We start from the raw sequence: 21967 nt of genomic DNA, 5'->3' as shown, positions 1-21967 counted from the left end.
GGCCTTTAAACTTCTTTTGCCGCGCGTGTCACTGCGCCCGACACATAGGCCATCAGGCGCGGATCAAACGGTTTGGGAATAATATAATCCTTGCCAAAGCTGAGCGACTCCAGCTGATAAGCCTCCAATACTTGCTGCGGCACGGGTTCACGCGCCAATGCGCTTAATGCCTGGGCAGCTGCGACTTTCATTTCCTCGGTGATCTGCCTGGCCTGTGCATCCAGTGCACCGCGGAACAAATACGGGAAACACAAGGCATTGTTCACCTGATTGGGAAAGTCACTGCGGCCAGTCGCCATAATAGCGTCATCGCGTATGGCGAATACCTGGCTGGGCAAAATTTCAGGGTCCGGGTTGGCCAATGCAAAGATAACAGGCTTCGCAGCCATGCCAGCAACCAGTTCTGGTGGCAAACCGTTTTTGGCAGAGACGCCGATAAATACATCCGCACCGGGCATCGCATCCACCAGGGTTTTGATATCCCCGGGCGCAATCGCTAATTCGCGATTGTTGTCATGTAAATCGTCACGTGCAGTATCCAACACCCCTTTGCGGTCCACCATGGTGATGTTGGTCGCGCCCATCAACTTGAGCAACTTGGCGCATGAGCAACCCGCTGCACCCGCGCCTAAAAATACAATCTTCACACCCGGCAAGGTTTTGCCTTGCAACTCAAGCGCATTCAGCAGTGCTGCCGCGACAATCACCGCCGTGCCATGCTGATCATCGTGAAATACCGGGATATCCAATCGCTTCTTTAATTCATTTTCGATATAAAAACAGTGCGGCGCGGCAATATCTTCAAGGTTAATACCACCGAAGGTAGGCGAAATATTCACCACGGTTTGGATAAACTCATCCGGTGTCGCAGCACTCACCTCTATATCAAACACATCAATGTCGGCAAAACGCTTGAACAACACGGCCTTGCCCTCCATCACCGGCTTACCTGCCAGCGCACCCACATTACCCAGCCCCAGCACTGCCGTACCATCGGTAATCACGGCCACCAGATTGCCTTTGTTGGTGTATTTATAGGCATTGGCCGGGTCGGCCTCGATTTCACGCACAGGCGCAGCCACGCCCGGCGTATAAGCCAGCGACAGATCTTGCTGCGTAGCGCATGGCTTGGACGATTCAACGCTCAGTTTTCCCGGTTTGGGAAACTGGTGGTAATCCAGTGCGCGCTTCTTTAAATCGTCCATCGTTAAACCTCTTTTTTCTTTCGTGCCTTTATTGTCGGCAACAAGACTTTTCAAAATGTATTTTCAAAAGCCGCTCTACTTATAGAGAATGATTCAAAAACTTCAGTAGCAAGGCAGATGAGAGCAGACAGTGCGGATAGCACGGCAAGCGAAATCTAACGTCGCTGATGAAGGTTTTTCAATCATTCAAGTTCGCTCATGTAGTGGTGGTCGTCCGTCAGGCACAGCCCAAACCGCCATTCCATCGGCTTATCGCCATAAGTAAACGACACGCGCTCAATGCTTAATAGTGGATAGCCTTCTTTCAGGCCAAGCGCTTTAGCCACTTCCACATCCGCCGCCACGGCTTTGATACGCTCTTCAGCACGGATCATGCGGATACCAAACTGTGACTCGTACATGCTGTACATAGAGCCGTTGCTTTCTTCCACCTTGGCGCGATTCAGGCCTTTGAAGGGCGCAGCTGGCACCACGATATGGTCATAAATCAGGGGGCGGCCGGAGAAAGTGAGCAGGCGTTTTACTTCAATGGTAGTTGCACCAGCCTTGATTTCCAGCACTTTGCCAATGTGCGCATTGGCCTTGCTTTTGATACAGGAGAGAAACTCGTTTTGCAGTAATTCTTTCTGGCCATTTTCTGCCGTGAGCCGCAAAAAACGTAACTTCACATCATCCTGGTTATGCGTGGCGACAAAGGTCCCTTTGCCCTGGCGGCGAATCAGGATATTTTCAGTCGCCAGGCTATCAATGGCTTTGCGCACTGTGCCCTGGCTCACTTTATAGCGCTGCGCCAGGTCGATCTCACTGGGAATCATGTCACCAGGGCGCCATTCACCACCTATCAGGCTTTGCGTGATCAACACCTTGATCTGGTCATATAAAGGTCTGTAACTCGCCGATGCAAACTGCTTGTCCATGAGGTGAATGCTCCAGATAAACGCTTTATTCAATTCAATATGCGGGAAAAGGCTCCCGCCATGCTTAATTAATTTATACCACAGACAAAACTCAGATGTCCACTGTTTTATATCTTATATAAGACATAAGATATTCATTGACAGGCAAAATTTTATCATTAATAATTCAATTGAAGCTCCTTCAACAAGGGAAAAACAATGTCCTACCCACTCAGACCCAGACGCTCCATGCTGTATGTGCCAGGGTGTAATACACACTACCTGGAACGCGCACGCACATTGGCGGCAGATTCAGTCATTCTGGATCTGGGTGACCCGATATTGATCGATGCCAAACTGCTTTCGCGTGACAATGTGGTGCAGGCGGCCAAGCAAGGCGGCTACGGCAAACGCGAAGTCGTCATTCGCGTCAATGACCTCGATTCGATCTGGGGACACGACGACATTCAGGCCGTGGCCAATGTCGGTGCCGATGCCATCCTGTTCCCAAATATAGAGTCCCGCGAAGATGTACTGCGTGCGCAACAGCTACTGGACGATGCCGGTGGCAAAGATGTGCCCATGATGGTGATGATAGAAAGCCCGCTGGCGGTATTGAACGCCAAGGAGATCGCCGCCGCTTCCGAACGCGTGATCTGTATGGTGATGGCGACTTCTGACCTGATTTCGCAGCTGCATGCACGCGTGACGCATGAGCGTTCCGCTATCCTGACTTCATTATCCCTGGTCATACTAGCCGCGCGTGCCTATGGCAAAGGCGTGATCGACGGCATCACCAGCGATTTCAAGAATATGCATTCGTTTGAATATGCCTGTCGCATCGGCAGGGATATCGGCATGGATGGCAAATCACTGGTACACCCGGCGCAGATTGCTTACTGTAATGACGCTTATACACCGCAACGGACAGAAGTTGAACACGCACGCCTGATCATCAAGGCATTGAAAGAAGCCAATGATGCAGGCCGCGGCACCGTGGTAGTCAACGACAAACTGGTAGAACACCACCATATTAAAGCCGCACAACGATTGATCCAGCTGGCCGAGGCTATCAGCGAACTGGAAGAAGAGTTTATTTAATGACCCAGCCCTTATTCATCGCAATTAAAGGAGGACATTATGCAAAGTAAAATCCATGCAGGCCGTTTCTTCGAAGACTTCAAACTGCACGAAGTCATCCAGCACGCCACGCCACGCACCATCACAGCCGGCGACAGCGCGCTTTACATCGCACTCACTGGCGCACGCAACCCGCTCCATTGCAGCGAGCCGCTCGCGCAAGCCTTAGGTTACCCCAGCACGCCGATAGACGACCTGCTGGCGTTTCATATCGCCTTTGGTAAAACTGTGCCGGATGTGTCAGTGAATGCCGTTGCCAACCTGGGGTATGCCGATGTGCGTTTCCTGCAACCCGTCTTTGTCGGTGACACCCTCACCACTTCAAGTGAAGTGATAGGCCTTAAACAAAATTCCAGCGGCAAAAATGGTGTGGTCTGGGTGCGCTCGACTACGCTGAACCAACAACAGCAACCCGTACTCAGCTGGGTGCGCTGGGTGATGGTACAAAAAAGGAATCATGAAGCGCCGGCACCGGAAACCGTGGTGCCAGAACTGCCGGAATTCGTCGCGGCTGACTCATTAGCCTTACCCGCCAACTTCACGCCAACAAACGCCCTGGGCGTGGCTACCGGCGGCAAATACTGGTGGGATGATTACGAAGTGGGCGAATGCATGCGTCATCCGTCTGGCCTGACCATCAATGAAAGTGACCATACCCTGGCCACGCATTTATACCAGAACAATGCCCGCCTGCACTTTGACGCGCACCTGATGAAAAGCACGCCGCAAGGCAAGCGCCTGGTCTATGGTGGCGTGGTGATTTCAGCATGCCGGGCGCTCAGTTATGAAGGCCTGGAAAATGCGATCTCTATCCTGGCGATCAATGGCGGCACGCATGCCAACCCCAGTTATGCAGGCGACACCATTTACTGCCTGACCAAGGTGCTGGACAAATGGTCCCTGCCCCATCCTGAGTTGGGCGCCTTACGCTTGCGTATGGTCGGCGTGAAGAATATGCCTCCCACCACGCTGGAAAACATTAAAACCACACAGGGCTATCACCCGCATGTGGTGCTAGACCTAGATTACACGGTACTTATTCCACGAAAAGGAAATTGATGATGGCTGTACATCCAAATCAGGCATTGTTTGGCGGTGAAAAACCGTTCCCGGTGATTCCAGCCTGTGAACATTTTGCCGGCAGTGAAAAACTGATTTTAAAAGCATTGTCCTTGCAAGACCCGGCCAACCCTAATGGCGTCGGCCCGGTATTTGATATCACCTGCGACTGCGAAGATGGCGCTGCCAGCGGCCAGGAACAGGCACACGCAGAAATGATAGTCCGCATCCTGAATTCTGAAGCCAACCAGCACAAGATGGCGGGTGCGCGCATCCATGATTACACGCATGCGCACTGGAAAAAAGATATCGACATCCTGGTCGGCGGGGCTGGCCAGGTATTGAGTTATCTGACGATTCCCAAATGTACCGATATCGCGCAAGCGCGTGAAATGATCGCCTATATCCAGCAGGTTGCCCAACAGCACGACATTACGCGTGAGATTCCTGTGCATCTGCTGATCGAAACCCACGGCGCCTTGCGTCAGGTGCATGAAATCGCGCAACTGCCATGGTTGCAGGTGCTGGATTTCGGCCTGATGGATTTTGTCAGTGCGCATCACGGTGCTATTCCGGCCAGCGCCATGCGCAGCCCGGGGCAGTTTGACCATCAATTACTGGCGCGCGCCAAAAGTGAAGTCGTGTCTGCCGCGCTGGCAAATGGCGTAGTGCCTGCACATAACGTCACGCTGGATTTAAAAAATGCCGAAGTGACGTATAGCGACGCTTTCCGCGCACGCAATGAATTCGGGTTTATGCGCATGTGGAGCATTTACCCGACGCAGATCCAGGCCATTGTTGACGCCATGAAACCTAACTTCGACGAAGTCAGTGATGCCGCCAATATCCTGCTCACGGCGCAAGCGGCTGATTGGGGCCCGATCCAATACGCCGGCGAATTACATGACAGGGCCACCTATCGATATTTCTGGGAAGTGCTGCAAAAAGCAAAGCACACTGGCGTCACCATGCCTGCAGAAGCTGAAGCGGCTTTTTTCTAATACCGACTAACAGGAATACCCGACCATGACTCAATCGCTTACGCCAGGTGCGCGTTTCCGCGCTGCGCTGGCAGCAGAAAAACCCTTACAGATCATAGGTGCCATCAATGCCTATCACGCCATGCTGGCGACCCAAAGTGGCTTTAAAGCCATCTACCTGTCTGGCGGCGGCGTGGCGGCAGGCTCATTGGGTTTGCCAGACCTGGGCATTTCCTCACTGGAAGATGTGCTGATAGATGTGCGTCGTATCACAGATGCAGTGGATACGCCTTTGCTGGTGGATATCGATACCGGGTTTGGCGGTGCGTTTAATATCGCCCGTACCATCAAAAGCGTGGCTAAAGCAGGTGCGGCGGCGGTGCATATTGAAGACCAGGTAAGTGCCAAACGCTGCGGACACAGGCCGAACAAAGCGATTGTCAGCCTGGATGAAATGGTAGACCGCGTGAAAGCTGCCGTGGATGCCAAACCCTATGATGATTTTGTCGTGATGGCGCGCACCGATGCACTAGCGGTAGAAGGCCTGCAATCCGCCATAGACCGCGCGAGTGCCTGTGTGGAAGCGGGTGCCGACATGATATTCCCCGAAGCGATGACTGACTTGAAGATGTACCAGCAATTTGTTGAGGCGGTGAAAGTCCCGGTGCTGGCCAATATTACAGAGTTTGGCGCGACGCCCTTATTCACAGTCGACGAACTGGCGAAGGCAGATGTGAGCATGGTGTTATACCCGCTCTCCGCCTTCCGCGCCATGAACCAGGCGGCACTGAAGGTTTATGAAAGCGTGCGTAAGGATGGCACCCAGCAAAACGTACTCGACCTGATGCAAACGCGCGCCGATCTGTATACCCACCTCGGCTATCACGCTTTCGAAGAGAAACTTGACGCCCTGTTCAAGCAATAAGGGCATGCAGGAGATCACTATGAATACACCTACTGATTTGAACCCATCGGCAGAAGCCCCCAAACGCAAAAAAGGCGTTGCCCTGGCCGGTGTGGCTGCCGGCACCACCGCCATTTGTACCGTTGGCCATAGCGGTAATGACTTGCATTACCGCGGTTACGATATTATCGAACTGGCAAAACATGCCACGTTTGAAGAAGTCGCCTACTTGCTGATCTACGGCGAGCTGCCCACCCAGGCACAACTCACGCAATATCATCAAAAGCTCAAAAAGCTGCGCGGCCTGCCCAGTGCACTCAAAGCCGTACTGGAACAGATTCCAGCCAATGCGCATCCTATGGATGTGATGCGCACAGGTTGCTCCATGCTGGGCACGCTGGAACCAGAAGCCACTGACCGCAATATTGCGGGTGCGCAAGCACTGGGCGACAGGTTGATCGCCTGTTTCGGCTCGATCCTGGTGTACTGGTACCACTTCAGCCAGCGCGGTGTCCGTATAGACGTTGAAACTGACGATGACTCAATTGCCGCTCACTTCCTGCATATTCTGCATGGTAAAAAACCATCCGAACTGCATATCAAAGCCATGAATACTTCACTGGTGCTATATGCAGAACACGAATTCAATGCGTCTACATTCACGGCACGCGTCATTGCCGGCACCCTCTCCGACCTGTATTCGTGCATCACCGGTGCTATCGGCGCCTTGCGTGGCCCCAAACATGGCGGTGCCAATGAGGCGGCGATGGAAATCATAGAACGCTACAACAATCCGGATGCAGCAGAAGCGGACATCATGGCACGCATGGCACGCAAGGAAATCATCATTGGCTTCGGCCACCCGGTGTATACCATTGCCGACCCCAGAAATGAATCGATCAAAGCAGTCAGCCGCTCGTTGGGCGAAGACGCTGGCGACCTGAAACTGTTTGATATTTCTGCGCGCATTGAAGAAACCATGTGGCGGGAGAAAAAAATGTTCCCCAATCTGGATTGGTATAGCGCCTCCAGCTACCATCTGATGGGGATCCCCACCGGCATGTTTACGCCTATCTTTGTGATCTCACGCACCACTGGCTGGGTCGCGCATGCCATTGAGCAGCGTATCGATAACAAGATCATTCGTCCGAATGCGGAATATAACGGCCCGGATAACAGACCGTTTGTGCCGATTGAACAGCGTTAACCACGCATTTTTTGCCGCACCTTTAGCAATTTCCGTTGCTTTAAAACATAAAGCATCAAGAGCAAGGTACGTCTGAATTGAAATATTGAACGCATCACACAACGCAGTGATTCGCTTTTAAAACATTTGATAAAGGTATAAAAAAACATGTCAGCCCATATTTCTAATATCCGCCCGGATCCAGACCAAGTAATTGTTGATATTGCCAACTACGTGGCAGACTTTGAAATCAACTCCACAGAGGCTTATGACACTGCGCGTAATTGCCTGATGGATACCCTGGGCTGTGGCTTTGAGGCGCTCGATTACCCTGCCTGCACCAAACTGCTGGGGCCGGTGATTGCTGGCACAGTGGTGCCCAATGGCGCCAAAGTACCAGGTACGCCCTATCAGCTAGACCCTATCCTGGCGGCGTTTAATATCGGCGCAATGATACGCTGGCTGGATTTTAACGATACCTGGCTGGCTGCCGAGTGGGGGCATCCTTCAGATAACCTGGGCGGGATATTAGCTTCTGCCGATTATATTTCACGTAAAAACATCGCTGAAGGCAAAGCACCGCTCATCGTAAAAGATGTGCTGACTGCTATGATCAAGGCGCACGAGATCCAGGGTGTGCTGGCGCTGGAAAACAGCTTTAACCGCGTCGGGTTAGACCACGTCCTCCTGGTGAAAATCGCTTCTACCGCCGTGGTGACCAAGCTGCTGGGCGGTAACAAGCAAGATATCATCAACGCGGTTTCCAATGCCTTTGTCGATGGCCAGAGCCTGCGCACTTACCGTCATAGCCCTAATACCGGCTCGCGTAAATCCTGGGCGGCGGGTGATGCCACTTCACGCGCTGTACGCCTGGCCTGGATGACTTTGCAAGGTGAAATGGGCTATCCAAGTGCGCTCACCGCCAAAACCTGGGGCTTTTATGACGTGCTGTTTAAAGGCAATGCTTTTAAATTCCAGCGTGCTTACGGCAGTTACGTCATGGAACAAGTATTGTTCAAAATATCTTTCCCGGCCGAGTTCCATGCGCAAACCGCTGTAGAAAGCGCTTTTCAACTTAATCAGGAAGTCGGTCAGCGTTTACAGTCACTGGATGACATCGCCAACATCGATAAAATCGTCATCACCACGCATGAATCAGCCATCCGTATTATCGACAAAACCGGCCCTATGAATAACCCGGCAGACCGTGATCACTGCATTCAATACATGGCGGCCATCGGTCTGCTAAAAGGCAGTTTAACGGCGCTGGATTATGAAGACGAAGCAGCCGCTGACCCACGTATTGACGCCTTGCGCGACAAAATGAGCTGCGTGGAAAAGCCAGAATATACCCGCGATTACCTCGACCCGGCAAAACGCTCCATCGCCAATGCTATCCAGATATTCTTTAATGATGGTACGCAATCCAGCAATATCGCCGTCGAATACCCGATCGGCCATAGACGCCGCCGTGAAGAAGGCATCCCGGAACTGGTGAAGAAGTTTAAGGTAAACCTGGCACGCCGCTTTGATGCAAAAAAACAGGCCGATATCCTGGCGACCTGCCTGGATCAAGCCAGCCTCGAAGCGATGCCAGTCGATCAATTCGTTGATATGCTGTGTGTCTGATTTATTTATCTGATTGCTCAACATCATCACCAAACCCATGCTTTACATGAAAAACCCAAGTCTGAGGCTTGGGTTTTTTTAAGTCTTTTTAGTGATAGATAAATCAGCCCAAATGCATATCTCGATAACATTTACCTAATTAAAAACTCTCCCTTAAATAAATCACAGGCGATTTATAAATCCCGAATGTAGCCTTGCCCAAAGGCTCAGCGCCAAACCACGGCAAAGCGCCACTGGTGGCGCTGGTGACGGTGGTGCTTGAGCATGTTTGCTCACCTGATGCGACATTACCTGTATTGATTTCAACATCCACACTGCCGCCGTTAGGCCTGCCATCACTGCCTATGCCAGGTGCGCTCAGCTTGATATTAGAAAGCCCATTACTCAGATTGGCAGTGCCGCTGAGTTGTGTTTCACAAGCAGTCAAATTACCATTGGCATCCACCACGATAGCCATCCCCTGAACACTTTGAACAACACCAATCACTGTAGCCATTTTTTTGCCCCACTTAAAGTTGAGAGAAACTCAGATAGCGACTAATTAATCTGCAATGTGTCAATTTAATTTGCTTACAATTAAATTGACACATGTTAACTTAGTAAATTTATACTAACATGAATGTAAGCAGTTTAACTACGAGGGCATATTTGATACTGAAAAAAAACCATTGAAAAATGCGTTAGTTACCTTTTTTTAGATCAATACAATGTAAATAAATAATCAATCGGATGCCATGCTGCGTGTGAAAAATGATCCGTTGAAATATGCATTAACCCGCATAAATATTAGGTTTTCATGCGTATCAACTAAATTAGCAGCCATAAAAAAAGCGACCCGAAGGTCGCTTTTTTAACATCTACAGTGAGTATTAATCTGTGATGAGTTTTTGCTGTGACAGCAGGTTAGTAATGATTGCTGCATCGTTAGATTGACCAGTCACCAGGTCTACACCTGTTAAGACAATTTGTTGCGTTGTCTGGCCACTGCTAAAGGTACCTGCTGCATATCCACCACTAGAACTGATGTGGATCACAGTGTCGCTACCAGATTTCTCAAAGTGCAGGTAGTTCACCAGGTTAGTGCTGTTTTCGCCTTGCAGCAAATCACGTACATCCAGGATATCGCCACCTTGAGACACTGCTGCCTTGTTGAAATCAAGGATGGTGTCACGTGCAGGAGTACCTGCCACGCCATCATCACCTCTATCCCATTTGAAGACATCTACACCTGCGCCACCGGTCAAAGTATCGTTACCTTTGCCACCAATGAGGATGTCGTTACCAGCACCGCCATCCAGTTTGTCATCGCCTGCACCACCGCGCAAGATGTCATTACCAGCGCCACCGTTCAAGATATCATTACCGCCTAAACCGTAGATGATGTCATTGCCAGAAGTACCGTTCAGCGTAGTGTTAGCTGTATTATCGTTTCCATTAGTGCCGGTAATGATGGATGCATTGTTACTGTTGCTCAACAGATCAAGGCTGACCAGATTCGTTGAAGTCGCAGTGTCGCTCAGGCTAGTACTATCTGTCGCAGTGATAGTGAACCGCTCCAGTGCATTCACATTCACAGCGCTGTCTGTTCTGATGGTAGACAAGAACTCATTTAACTTCAGGTTATCGATCGTACCATTATCCAGCGCGCTGATAGACAACTCACCTTTGACACCGATCACGCCCAGCAAACCACTTTCGTTGTAGGACACTTTCAGGCCTAATTCAGCAGCCACTGCTTGAGAGTAAGTCAGCAAAGTACCACCCAGCGACACACTCAGCAATGCTCCGGCAGTCACCGTCACATTAGTAATGTTGTTGTTCACATCTCTCGCAGTAAATGCCTGACGGCTTGAGAAGTTCAGCAAATCAACATTCAACAGGCCAGGAATGGTCAACAACCCTGCTGCATTGATACCTGTGCTTACATCCGGTGCCACTTGTGGGATAGCCGTTACTTTGGCGACATTCACAGTCAGTGTCGCTGTGCTGGTATCACCATCTTTATCGCTTAATGTGTACTGGAACTGGCTTGAACCTGTCACAGTAGTATTTTTAGGCGTGAAAGTGAACAAACCGTCATCCATGTCTACCAGCAATGTCCCTTTTGAGGTGGTGATAGTCAGTTTATGGTTAGTCGCATCATAAGCATAAGTGTTGTTTGTACCACTCGTGGTGATTGCACCATTTGTCGCATTGAAAGTGTAGGTTGTACCATCGACAGTGATCGATTTCACAAAACCACCATCCGCACCAAAACCACCGCCTTCAACCAGGCTGCCAGAAATCGGGCTGCTCACAGTCTGGCTTAACACATTATCCAGCTGGTCAAATGAGGTGACTATTGTTCCATTGGTATTTGTGCCGGTCTGACCATCGTAAGCAATCGGATTCAGCTGAGCATCTGAGCTTATGCCTGACCCCATGCCGATCGCATAAGACTTGACCTGGTTAGCTTTCAGGAAGTCAGTCCATGTCTTCTCTTCAGCTGTTTGCAGGCCTCTATCATTGGTTGCACCACTTTCTGGACCAGTCAGGCTGTCGCTACCACCTGAACCGTGCGTAGGTTGACCATCGGTAAAGAAGTAAGACACATTTTGTGCATTATCCAGCTTGCCTGTGGTATTAAAGGCATCCATGGCTTTACTGATACCCGCATCATAGTTTGTGCTACCAGTGGTAGACAAGTTAGTCAGCAGCGCGTTAGCCTCTGCAACTGTCAACCAGGTTGTCCCTAATTGTCTTGTCTGACCTGCGCCAGCAAATACAACCAGAGCCACTTTTACATCACCCAACTCATCATAGCTGCTCAACAAGTTACGCACAGATTGAATCGCGCTTTCCAAACGTGTCTGGGTGGTATTGCCAACTTTCACACCATCTCTGTCATTCATACTGCCAGAAACGTCCAGCGTGATCAGCACGTTGGTGTTAGCAGTGTTGGTAGCAATCACAGTCTGGTTAGTTGCCACTGGTGAGTCATCTTCAATCGTCACTGGCAAGGTCGTAGTTTGTGTTACACCATTTACAACCGCTTTTACACCAACATTGGTCAGTACATTGTCTTCAGTCGTTTTATCTGGATGATCTACTGGAGCACTCAATGCGATTTTGTAGCTACCATTGTTATCAATAGTCACAGTCAACACTGTTTTATTGCCTGCTGAACCAGTCAGTGTCTTGCCATCTGTAGACAAGGCCCAGGTAACAGCCACGCCGCCCGAAGTGATTGCAGGGCCAGTTGGCGCTTCTAAAGTCCAGACTGCACCGGTATTCGTTGCACTGCCTCCAGTAGAAGCATTCAAGCTGAATGTGCCTGTGGCTTCCACTGAGTTTGTTGTATCAGTGTTACCGCCAGTATCTTTCAAACCACCAGCAAGACCTTCTTCAGACACAGCCGTTTTGCTACCAGTAACCAGCGTGAAACCACGATCGTTGTCCAGGATAGAACCAACAGCTGTCGCAGTGCCCACAGTCAGCGTCAGTGTTTCTGTTGGCTCAATCAGCTTGTCATCAATGGTCGGTACGCTTACATCAAACTTGGTCACACCAGCTGGCACTGAGATCTTGCCAGTCGTTGCGTTGTAAGTCACACCATTGCTGAAGGTCACTTTTGACGGATCATAGTCAAAGTTAGCGCCAGGTGTCGCAGTGCCGCCCAGGCTGAAGCTGTATTCAACCGCATGGTCAGCTACGTTGCTCAGGGTAACGTTGTAGGTCAGGGTATTGCCTTCAACGACGCTGTCGTCTTTCGTGTCTAACGTACCATTGACGGTGATCGTTGGCGTTGCACTGTCGTTATCTTTGACAAAACCAGTGGCTACGGCATTTTCGATAGTCAGCGTGATTGTTTCTGTCTTCTCAATCAGTGCGTCATCAATGGTCGGTACGCTCACATCAAACTTGGTCACACCAGCTGGCACTGAGATCTTGCCAGTCGTTGCGTTGTAAGTCACGCCATTGGTGAAGGTCACTTTTGACGGATCATAGTCAAAGTTAGCGCCAGGTGTCGCAGTGCCGCCCAGGCTGAAGCTATATTCAACCGCATGGTCAGCTACTTTGCTCAGGGTAACGCTGTATTCCAAAGTCTGACCTTCGGTCACGCTGTCACCAGCTGATTTCACGGTGATCGTTGGCGTTGCACTGTCGTTGTCTTTGACAAAACCAGTGGCTACGGCATTTTCGATAGTCAGCGTGATTGTTTCTGTCTTCTCAATCAGTGCGTCATCAATGGTCGGTACGCTCACATCAAACTTGGTCACACCAGCTGGCACTGAGATCTTGCCAGTCGTTGCGTTGTAAGTCACGCCATTGGTGAAGGTCACTTTTGACGGATCATAGTCAAAGTTAGCGCCAGGTGTCGCAGTGCCGCCCAGGCTGAAGCTGTATTCAACCGCATGGTCAGCTACGTTGCTCAGGGTAACGCTGTATTCCAAAGTCTGACCTTCGGTCACGCTGTCACCAGCTGATTTCACGATGATCGATGTCGTTGCACTATCGTTGTCTTTGACAAAACCAGTGGCTACGGCATTGTCGATAGTCAGCGTGATTGTTTCTGTCTTCTCGATCAATGCGTCATCAATCGTAGGGACACGCACATCAAACTTGGTCACACCAGCTGGCACTGAGATCTTGCCAGTCGTTGCGTTGTAAGTCACGCCATTGGTGAAGGTCACTTTTGACGGATCATAGTCAAAGTTAGCGCCAGGTGTCGCAGTGCCGCCCAGGCTGAAGCTGTATTCAACCGCATGGTCAGCTACGTTGCTCAGGGTAACGTTGTATACCAAAGTCTGACCTTCGGTCACGCTGTCATCATCTGCTGTCACAGTGCCATTGATGGTGATCGTTGGCGTTGCACTGTCGTTGTCTTTGACAAAACCAGTGGCTACGGCATTGTCGATAGTCAGCGTGATTGTTTCTGTCTTCTCGATCAATGCGTCATCAATCGTAGGGACACGCACATCAAACTTGGTCACACCAGCTGGCACTGAGATCTTGCCAGTCGTTGCGTTGTAAGTCACGCCATTGGTGAAGGTCACTTTTGACGGATCATAGTCAAAGTTAGCGCCAGGTGTCGCAGTGCCGCCCAGGCTGAAGCTGTATTCAACCGCATGGTCAGCTACGTTGCTCAGGGTAACGCTGTATTCCAAAGTCTGACCTTCGGTCACGCTGTCACCAGCTGATTTCACGATGATCGATGTCGTTGCACTATCGTTGTCTTTGACAAAACCAGTGGCTACGGCATTGTCGATAGTCAGCGTGATTGTTTCTGTCTTCTCGATCAATGCGTCATCAATCGTAGGGACACGCACATCAAACTTGGTCACACCAGCTGGCACTGAGATCTTGCCAGTCGTTGCGTTGTAAGTCACGCCATTGGTGAAGGTGATTTTTGACGGATCATAGTCAAAGTTAGCGCCAGGTGTCGCAGTGCCGCCCAGGCTGAAGCTGTATTCAACCGCATGGTCAGCTACGTTGCTCAGGGTAACGTTGTAGGTCAGGGTATTACCTTCAACGACGCTGTCGTCTTTCGTGTCCAACGTACCATTGACGGTGATCGTTGGCGTTGCACTGTCGTTGTCTTTGACAAAACCAGTGGCTACGGCATTTTCGATAGTCAGCGTGATTGTTTCTGTCTTCTCAATCAGTGCGTCATCAATGGTCGGTACGCTTACATCAAACTTGGTCACACCAGCTGGCACTGAGATCTTGCCAGTCGTTGCGTTGTAAGTCACACCATTGCTGAAGGTCACTTTTGACGGATCATAGTCAAAGTTAGCGCCAGGTGTCGCAGTGCCGCCCAGGCTGAAGCTGTATTCAACCGCATGGTCAGCTACGTTGCTCAGGGTAACGTTGTAGGTCAGGGTATTGCCTTCAACGACGCTGTCGTCTTTCGTGTCTAACGTACCATTGACGGTGATCGTTGGCGTTGCACTGTCGTTATCTTTGACAAAACCAGTGGCTACGGCATTTTCGATAGTCAGCGTGATTGTTTCTGTCTTCTCAATCAGTGCGTCATCAATGGTCGGTACGCTCACATCAAACTTGGTCACACCAGCTGGCACTGAGATCTTGCCAGTCGTTGCGTTGTAAGTCACGCCATTGGTGAAGGTCACTTTTGACGGATCATAGTCAAAGTTAGCGCCAGGTGTCGCAGTGCCGCCCAGGCTGAAGCTATATTCAACCGCATGGTCAGCTACTTTGCTCAGGGTAACGCTGTATTCCAAAGTCTGACCTTCGGTCACGCTGTCACCAGCTGATTTCACGGTGATCGTTGGCGTTGCACTGTCGTTGTCTTTGACAAAACCAGTGGCTACGGCATTTTCGATAGTCAGCGTGATTGTTTCTGTCTTCTCAATCAGTGCGTCATCAATGGTCGGTACGCTCACATCAAACTTGGTCACACCAGCTGGCACTGAGATCTTGCCAGTCGTTGCGTTGTAAGTCACGCCATTGGTGAAGGTCACTTTTGACGGATCATAGTCAAAGTTAGCGCCAGGTGTCGCAGTGCCGCCCAGGCTGAAGCTGTATTCAACCGCATGGTCAGCTACGTTGCTCAGGGTAACGCTGTATTCCAAAGTCTGACCTTCGGTCACGCTGTCACCAGCTGATTTCACGATGATCGATGTCGTTGCACTATCGTTGTCTTTGACAAAACCAGTGGCTACGGCATTGTCGATAGTCAGCGTGATTGTTTCTGTCTTCTCGATCAATGCGTCATCAATCGTAGGGACACGCACATCAAACTTGGTCACACCAGCTGGCACTGAGATCTTGCCAGTCGTTGCGTTGTAAGTCACGCCATTGGTGAAGGTCACTTTTGACGGATCATAGTCAAAGTTAGCGCCAGGTGTCGCAGTGCCGCCCAGGCTGAAGCTGTATTCAACCGCATGGTCAGCTACGTTGCTCAGGGTAACGTTGTATACCAAAGTCTGACCTTCGGTCACGCTGTCATCATCTGCTGTCACAGTGCCATTGATGGTGATCGTTGGCGTTGCACTGTCGTTGTCTTTGACAAAACCAGTGGCTACGGCATTGTCGATAGTCAGCGTGATTGTTTCTGTCTTCTCGATCAATGCGTCATCAATCGTAGGGACACGCACATCAAACTTGGTCACACCAGCTGGCACTGAGATCTTGCCAGTCGTTGCGTTGTAAGTCACGCCATTGGTGAAGGTCACTTTTGACGGATCATAGTCAAAGTTAGCGCCAGGTGTCGCAGTGCCGCCCAGGCTGAAGCTGTATTCAACCGCATGGTCAGCTACGTTGCTCAGGGTAACGCTGTATTCCAAAGTCTGACCTTCGGTCACGCTGTCACCAGCTGATTTCACGATGATCGATGTCGTTGCACTATCGTTGTCTTTGACAAAACCAGTGGCTACGGCATTGTCGATAGTCAGCGTGATTGTTTCTGTCTTCTCGATCAATGCGTCATCAATCGTAGGGACACGCACATCAAACTTGGTCACACCAGCTGGCACTGAGATCTTGCCAGTCGTTGCGTTGTAAGTCACGCCATTGGTGAAGGTGATTTTTGACGGATCATAGTCAAAGTTAGCGCCAGGTGTCGCAGTGCCGCCCAGGCTGAAGCTGTATTCAACCGCATGGTCAGCTACGTTGCTCAGGGTAACGTTGTAGGTCAGGGTATTACCTTCAACGACGCTGTCGTCTTTCGTGTCCAACGTACCATTGACGGTGATCGTTGGCGTTGCACTGTCGTTGTCTTTGACAAAACCAGTGGCTACGGCATTTTCGATAGTCAGCGTGATTGTTTCTGTCTTCTCAATCAGTGCGTCATCAATGGTCGGTACGCTCACATCAAACTTGGTCACACCAGCTGGCACTGAGATCTTGCCAGTCGTTGCGTTGTAAGTCACGCCATTGGTGAAGGTGATTTTTGACGGATCATAGTCAAAGTTAGCGCCAGGTGTCGCAGTGCCGCCCAGGCTGAAGCTGTATTCAACCGCATGGTCAGCTACGTTGCTCAGGGTAACGCTGTATTCCAAAGTCTGACCTTCGGTCACGCTGTCACCAGCTGATTTCACGGTGATCGTTGTCGTTGCACTATCGTTGTCTTTGATATAACCAACACCCACTGCATCACCCACTTTGAGTGGCAGGGTCTCGGTCAACTCAATGATAGCGTCATCCACTGTTGGTACTGTGACGGTGAAGCTGCTCACGCCAGCCGGTACAGTAATCGTGCCATCATTATTCAGCTTCACATTGTTGCTGAAGGTAGGTGTTCCATAATCAGCCGTAGAAGCAGTACCAGTAGCACCACCAAGTTCAAACTTGTAGGTTGCAGGTGCAGCGGTCGTTGAACTTAAAGTCACTGTGTACACCAGGTTATTGCCTTCGACGACGGTATCATCACCTGTACCCGGTTTACCTGGCTCAACTTCAGTGATTGTTGGTTGGCCGTTACCATTGAATTTAACGGTATTAGAAGCTGTATCACCATCATTATCAACCAAGGTGTAATTAAAGCTTGTGCTTTCACCAGCAGTTAATGGACGGCTACCGTAATAATCATACTTACCAGTCACCACGTTAACCGTGATGGTTTCACCTTTATCTGTTGTTACGCTTAATTGTTTACTAGTTGCGTCATACACATAACCAGTGACTGAAGGGGATGTACCGGTCACACTGATTGCGTTTGAACTTGCGCTGTAGGTATACGTTACATTACTAATCGTAATGCTTTGTACATGGCCACCATCTGCACCAAAGCTTCCCAAACTACCTGTGGCTGTTGAAGCTGCTGGATCAATAGCCAAGTGACCGCTCTCAACAAATTTGGCCAAGATGACTGCGCTATCATTGGTACCGTAAGCTGTTTCCAGGTTAACGCCTTGCAGAACAATCGTTTGATCTTCACCAACGCCATTGTTCAAGCCACCTGTGCTACTGATATGCAAGATTGTGTTTCCATTCACAACGGTCACACGGATGAAGTTGGATAAGTTACCCAAGTGCTCGCCTTGCAGTAAGCTTCTCAGGTCAATGACATCATCAGCCAACTTGAAGTCGTTGATGGTATCCACTGCTGGCGTTGTTGATGTACCCTGATCACCTTTTTCCCAACGGAAAATGTCACGGCCATCGCCGCCAATCAATGTATCATCACCAGCGCCACCGATCAGGATGTCATTACCAGCACCGCCATCCAGCTTGTCGTTGCCATCACCACCGCGCAAGATGTCGTTACCAGCATTCCCATTCAGGGTGTCATCACCACCATAACCGTACAGTTGGTCATCGCCAGAGGTACCAGTCAACGTATTACCGTTGCCATTGCCTTCTTGCAGATTAGCATTATTGGCAGGGCCACTCAGCACGCTAGCATCAGCCAGTGTTCCGATAGCGGCGGAAGAGGACGCACCTTGGGCATCGGTCACTGTGATGCTGGTTGCATTCAATACTTCAGCACTGATTGCACCGCCATTCAAGCGTGCGGTCGCTAATAATTCGTTAATGGCCAGGTTATCGATCGGGCCACCATCCAGTGAAGTGATCACTACGTGTGAAGATGGTCCAACAATGCCAAACAAGCCTGCACTATTAGTAATTTCTACTTTAAGACCTAACTCGGCGGCCAGATCTTGAGAAATCGTGAATTGACGTGGGCCGAGCAAACCACCCAGAGAAATCAATGCCTGGTAGTTCAGCTCAACTTTACTGATATTGTTGTTAGCATCAGTCGCACCAAATGCAGTACGTGTGCTCAAGTTGATCAGGTCCAATGCAGACAAACCAACCAGACCTAACAGGTTGCCACTGCTGGAAACGGTCGCAACAGGCGGTACGTTTGCTGTATTTGCATTATTCACAACCACTGAAGCGCCAGGTGCCACAGGAGCGTCATCTTCAATAGTGACCGGGATATTCGTTGTTTGCGTGACACCATTGACTACAACTTTAACACCTACATTTGCCAGCGCTGTGTCTTCGACATTGGCTGTCTGATGATCGATCTTGCCATTCAATACGATTTTGTATTCACCGCTATCGTTAATCGTTACGGTCAATACTTTTTCGTTACCTGCAAAACCTGTCAGTGTTTTACCACCGTCAGACAACGTCCAGATCACAGCCACGCCACCAGATTTCAGCGCTTCAGTTGGCACAGTCAGTGTCCAAACTGCACCGGCACTGCTGCCATTCAGCGTGAATCCACCAGTGGCTTCCACTGAATCTGTTGTGTCTGTGCTACCAGTATTGTCTTTGATACCGCCAGGCAAGCCTTCTTCAGACACATGGTCTTTGCTGCCATTGACTAAGGTGATACCTCTGTCATTGTCCAGAATAGTACCTATCGCAGATACATCCTCTACTTTCAGAGTCAGCGTCTCTGTCTGTTCGATCACGCTATCATCGATCGTTGGTATAGTGATAACAAAGTCTTTCACACCAGCTGGCACCTTGATCGTGCCTGTGAGTGCATCGTAAGTCACATTGTTGCTGAAGGTTACTTTTGCCGGATCATAGTCAGCGTTAGCGCCAGGAGTCGCTGTATCTGTAGCAGCTTTACCAAGCTCAAATTTATAAGTGGCCTCGGCATTGGTTGTTGTACTTAAAGTCACTTTGTAACTCAGGGAGCCACCTTCAACCACGGTGTCACCACCAAGGCCAGGCTTAGCTGGATCAACAGTCACCACTGTTGGTTTATCGTTGTCCAGAATATTGCCTGTACCAGTCTTAGGTGTACCGGTCACATTACCTGTGTTGTCCACGCTAGACACTGTCACAGACACTGTCTCGCTGTAATGCGCATCAACGACAGTGTCATCAATCGTCGGCAGGCTCACTGTGAAGCTTGTTACATTCGCTGGCACCTTGATCGTGCCTGTGGCTGCATCGTAAGTCACATTATTGCTGAAGGTGACTTTTGCCGGATCATAATCAGCACCAGAAGTCGCTGTATCTCCAGCTTTACCAAGTTCAAGTTTATAAGTGGTCTCGACATTGGTTGCAGCACTCAATGTCACTGTGTAAGTCAAGGTGCCGCCTTCAACCACGGTGTCACCACCAAGGCCAGGCGTACCTGGATCAACAGTCACGACTGTTGGTTTGTCATTGTCCAGGATATTACCGGTACCAGTCTTAGGTGTACCGGTCACATTACCTGTGCTGTCCACGCTAGACACTGTCACAGACACTGTCTCGCTGTAATGCGCATCAACGACAGTGTCATCAATCGTCGGCAGACTCACTGTGAAGCTTGTTACATTCGCTGGCACCTTGATCGTGCCTGTGGCTGCATCGTAAGTCACATTGTTGCTGAAGGTGACTTTTGCCGGATCATAGTCAGCACCAGAAGTCGCTGTATCTCCAGCTTTACCAAGGTCAAACTTATAAGTGGTTTCAATATTGGTCGCAGCACTCAAGGTCACTGTGTAAGTCAGCGTACCACCTTCAACCACGGTGTCACCGCCAGCGCCAGGCGTACCTGGATCAACAGTCACGACTGTTGGTTTATCGTTGTCCAGAATATTGCCTGTACCAGTCTTAGCCCCTGTCACATTACCATTGCTATCGAAACTACCCACTGTCACAGACACTGTCTCGCTGTAATGCGCATCAACGACAGTGTCATCAATCGTCGGCAGACTCACTGTGAAACTTGTTACATTCGCTGGCACCTTGATCGTGCCTGTGGCTGCATCGTAAGTCACATTGTTGCTGAAGGTGACTTTTGCCGGATCATAATCAGCACCAGAAGTTGCTGTATCACCAGCTTTACCAAGGTCAAACTTATAGGTGGTTAAAGTATTGGTCGCAGTACTCAATGTCACTGTGTAAGTCAGCGTGCCACCTTCAACCACGGTGTCACCACCAGCGCCAGGCGTACCTGGATCAACAGTCACAACTGTTGGTTTGTCATCGTCTTGAATGATGCCTGTACCTGTCACGCCACCGATGGTCAATGGCAGATCTTCATAGAGGGTCTCAACAATAGAGTCATTCACTGTAGGCACTGTCACTGTGAAGCTGGTCACACCAGCTGGCACTGTGATTGTTCCATTCGCAGGGTTGTAAACTACATTGTTACTAAAGGTTGGGGTATTGATATAGTCACTTGGTGTTTGCGCCGCGCCTCCACCAAGTGCAAAAGTGTATGTAACAGGTGCTTGTGTGGTGGCACTAAGCGTGACCGTAAATACAAGATTTTGACCTTCAATCACAGAATTACCGGCTGGGCCAGGCACGCCTCCCGATACAATACCGGTAATTGTTGGATCCTCTGGGAAATACATGTAGTTTTGCAAACCGTTTTCAGCCGCTGAACCTACACCGCCAGTGCCACCATCAAAGGTTGAACCGGTAACGCTTTCCGAAATACGGTCAAGGTTAACAAAGCTTGCATTACCATCACTGCCAGCCTCACCAGCCGCAGGGCCGTCGAGTACTTCAGTGATATCACGGCCTTCATTCAATGCAGTCAGCACGGCATCAAAAACGGCCTGATTCACTGCATTTTCAGTGACATCTGACACATCTACCTGTGCCAGGTTGTCAGTGATCTTAACTGTTTGTGCTTCAGCGAAGTTAACGGTTTCGCCGTTCGCAAGTTTTACGGAGACCGTTGCACCGCTCGCAGTGATGACTTTATCACCGGCATGCAAAACCTCACCTACTTGTAACATATGACGGTTGCCATTGGCATCCACCACGATAGCCATACCTTGAACACTTGTAACAGTACCAATCACTGTAGCCATTTTATTGCCTCACTTAAAATTGAGATAAATTAGTTAGTGATGCATTAAACGACAATACAATATGAAAATCTATTGTACTGAAGTACAGTATTGGCAACTTGTGGGGAAGGGTTCAGCCTGGATGGCTAAGAGATGGTGCACTAAACAGGAATGGTAAAGCTCAAGTTCTGAATACAAAGGTGCTGCATATTAAAAAGCGAAGCTGTTTCCAGCTTCGCTTTTTATTCATCACCTGCAATCAAT

10 protein-coding genes are annotated in these 21967 nt (G+C 49.9%); 6 read left to right on the top strand and 4 right to left on the bottom strand.

Features of this window, described 5'->3' with window-relative positions:
- Positions 1 to 5 precede the first annotated feature (5 nt).
- Both ACTS9Y_RS11810 and ACTS9Y_RS11805 read right to left on the bottom strand, forming a co-directional pair.
- Positions 6 to 1205, bottom strand: coding sequence for a malic enzyme-like NAD(P)-binding protein (locus tag ACTS9Y_RS11810; protein ID WP_442586126.1), 1200 nt, complete (start codon positions 1203 to 1205; stop codon positions 6 to 8).
- A 182-nt stretch (positions 1206 to 1387) separates the two neighbouring features.
- Positions 1388 to 2122, bottom strand: coding sequence for a GntR family transcriptional regulator (locus ACTS9Y_RS11805; RefSeq protein WP_442586125.1), 735 nt, complete (start codon positions 2120 to 2122; stop codon positions 1388 to 1390).
- Positions 2123 to 2320: 198 nt separating this feature from the next.
- On the opposite strand from ACTS9Y_RS11805, the gene ACTS9Y_RS11800 reads away from it, so the two are divergent.
- The 6 genes from ACTS9Y_RS11800 (at position 2321) to ACTS9Y_RS11775 (ending at position 8999) form a co-directional block, all read left to right on the top strand.
- Positions 2321 to 3202 carry an HpcH/HpaI aldolase/citrate lyase family protein gene (locus ACTS9Y_RS11800; RefSeq protein ID WP_442586124.1) on the top strand — a complete coding sequence of 294 codons (882 nt, stop codon included), beginning with the start codon at positions 2321 to 2323 and terminating at the stop codon, positions 3200 to 3202.
- Positions 3203 to 3241: 39 nt separating this feature from the next.
- Positions 3242 to 4300: a MaoC family dehydratase gene (locus ACTS9Y_RS11795; protein WP_442586123.1), complete on the top strand. Its 1059-nt coding sequence runs from the start codon at positions 3242 to 3244 to the stop codon at positions 4298 to 4300.
- A 2-nt stretch (positions 4301 to 4302) separates the two neighbouring features.
- On the top strand, positions 4303 to 5301 hold the full coding sequence (locus ACTS9Y_RS11790; RefSeq protein WP_442586122.1) for an HpcH/HpaI aldolase/citrate lyase family protein: 999 nt from the start codon (positions 4303 to 4305) through the stop codon (positions 5299 to 5301).
- Positions 5302 to 5326: 25 nt separating this feature from the next.
- A complete protein-coding gene (gene prpB, locus ACTS9Y_RS11785) occupies positions 5327 to 6205 on the top strand; it encodes a methylisocitrate lyase (protein WP_442586121.1) in 879 nt (292 codons plus the stop codon).
- A gap of 19 nt (positions 6206 to 6224) precedes the next feature.
- Positions 6225 to 7391: a bifunctional 2-methylcitrate synthase/citrate synthase gene (gene prpC, locus ACTS9Y_RS11780; RefSeq protein WP_442586120.1), complete on the top strand. Its 1167-nt coding sequence runs from the start codon at positions 6225 to 6227 to the stop codon at positions 7389 to 7391.
- Positions 7392 to 7538: 147 nt separating this feature from the next.
- Positions 7539 to 8999, top strand: coding sequence for a bifunctional 2-methylcitrate dehydratase/aconitate hydratase (locus ACTS9Y_RS11775; RefSeq protein WP_442586119.1), 1461 nt, complete (start codon positions 7539 to 7541; stop codon positions 8997 to 8999).
- 139 nt (positions 9000 to 9138) lie between these two features.
- Here ACTS9Y_RS11775 and ACTS9Y_RS11770 read toward each other — a convergent pair whose 3' ends face one another.
- Both ACTS9Y_RS11770 and ACTS9Y_RS11765 read right to left on the bottom strand, forming a co-directional pair.
- Positions 9139 to 9495: a DUF6701 domain-containing protein gene (locus ACTS9Y_RS11770; RefSeq protein ID WP_442586118.1), complete on the bottom strand. Its 357-nt coding sequence runs from the start codon at positions 9493 to 9495 to the stop codon at positions 9139 to 9141.
- 373 nt (positions 9496 to 9868) lie between these two features.
- Complete coding sequence (locus ACTS9Y_RS11765; RefSeq protein WP_442586117.1) at positions 9869 to 21724, bottom strand: retention module-containing protein; 11856 nt, start codon at positions 21722 to 21724, stop codon at positions 9869 to 9871.
- Between the last annotated feature and the right edge of the window lie 243 nt (positions 21725 to 21967).

Origin of the sequence: Methylophilus sp. (genome assembly GCF_052173275.1) — a bacterium.
Lineage (GTDB): Bacteria > Pseudomonadota > Gammaproteobacteria > Burkholderiales > Methylophilaceae > Methylophilus.
This window is presented reverse-complemented; position numbering and strand designations above follow the sequence as displayed.

Coding starts and splice junctions, on each gene's coding strand:
- ACTS9Y_RS11810 (WP_442586126.1), bottom strand. CDS start 1,205: ATGGACGATTTAAAGAAGCGCGCACTGGATTACCACCAGTTTCCCAAA.
- ACTS9Y_RS11805 (WP_442586125.1), bottom strand. CDS start 2,122: ATGGACAAGCAGTTTGCATCGGCGAGTTACAGACCTTTATATGACCAG.
- ACTS9Y_RS11800 (WP_442586124.1), top strand. CDS start 2,321: ATGTCCTACCCACTCAGACCCAGACGCTCCATGCTGTATGTGCCAGGG.
- ACTS9Y_RS11795 (WP_442586123.1), top strand. CDS start 3,242: ATGCAAAGTAAAATCCATGCAGGCCGTTTCTTCGAAGACTTCAAACTG.
- ACTS9Y_RS11790 (WP_442586122.1), top strand. CDS start 4,303: ATGGCTGTACATCCAAATCAGGCATTGTTTGGCGGTGAAAAACCGTTC.
- prpB (WP_442586121.1), top strand. CDS start 5,327: ATGACTCAATCGCTTACGCCAGGTGCGCGTTTCCGCGCTGCGCTGGCA.
- prpC (WP_442586120.1), top strand. CDS start 6,225: ATGAATACACCTACTGATTTGAACCCATCGGCAGAAGCCCCCAAACGC.
- ACTS9Y_RS11775 (WP_442586119.1), top strand. CDS start 7,539: ATGTCAGCCCATATTTCTAATATCCGCCCGGATCCAGACCAAGTAATT.
- ACTS9Y_RS11770 (WP_442586118.1), bottom strand. CDS start 9,495: ATGGCTACAGTGATTGGTGTTGTTCAAAGTGTTCAGGGGATGGCTATC.
- ACTS9Y_RS11765 (WP_442586117.1), bottom strand. CDS start 21,724: ATGGCTACAGTGATTGGTACTGTTACAAGTGTTCAAGGTATGGCTATC.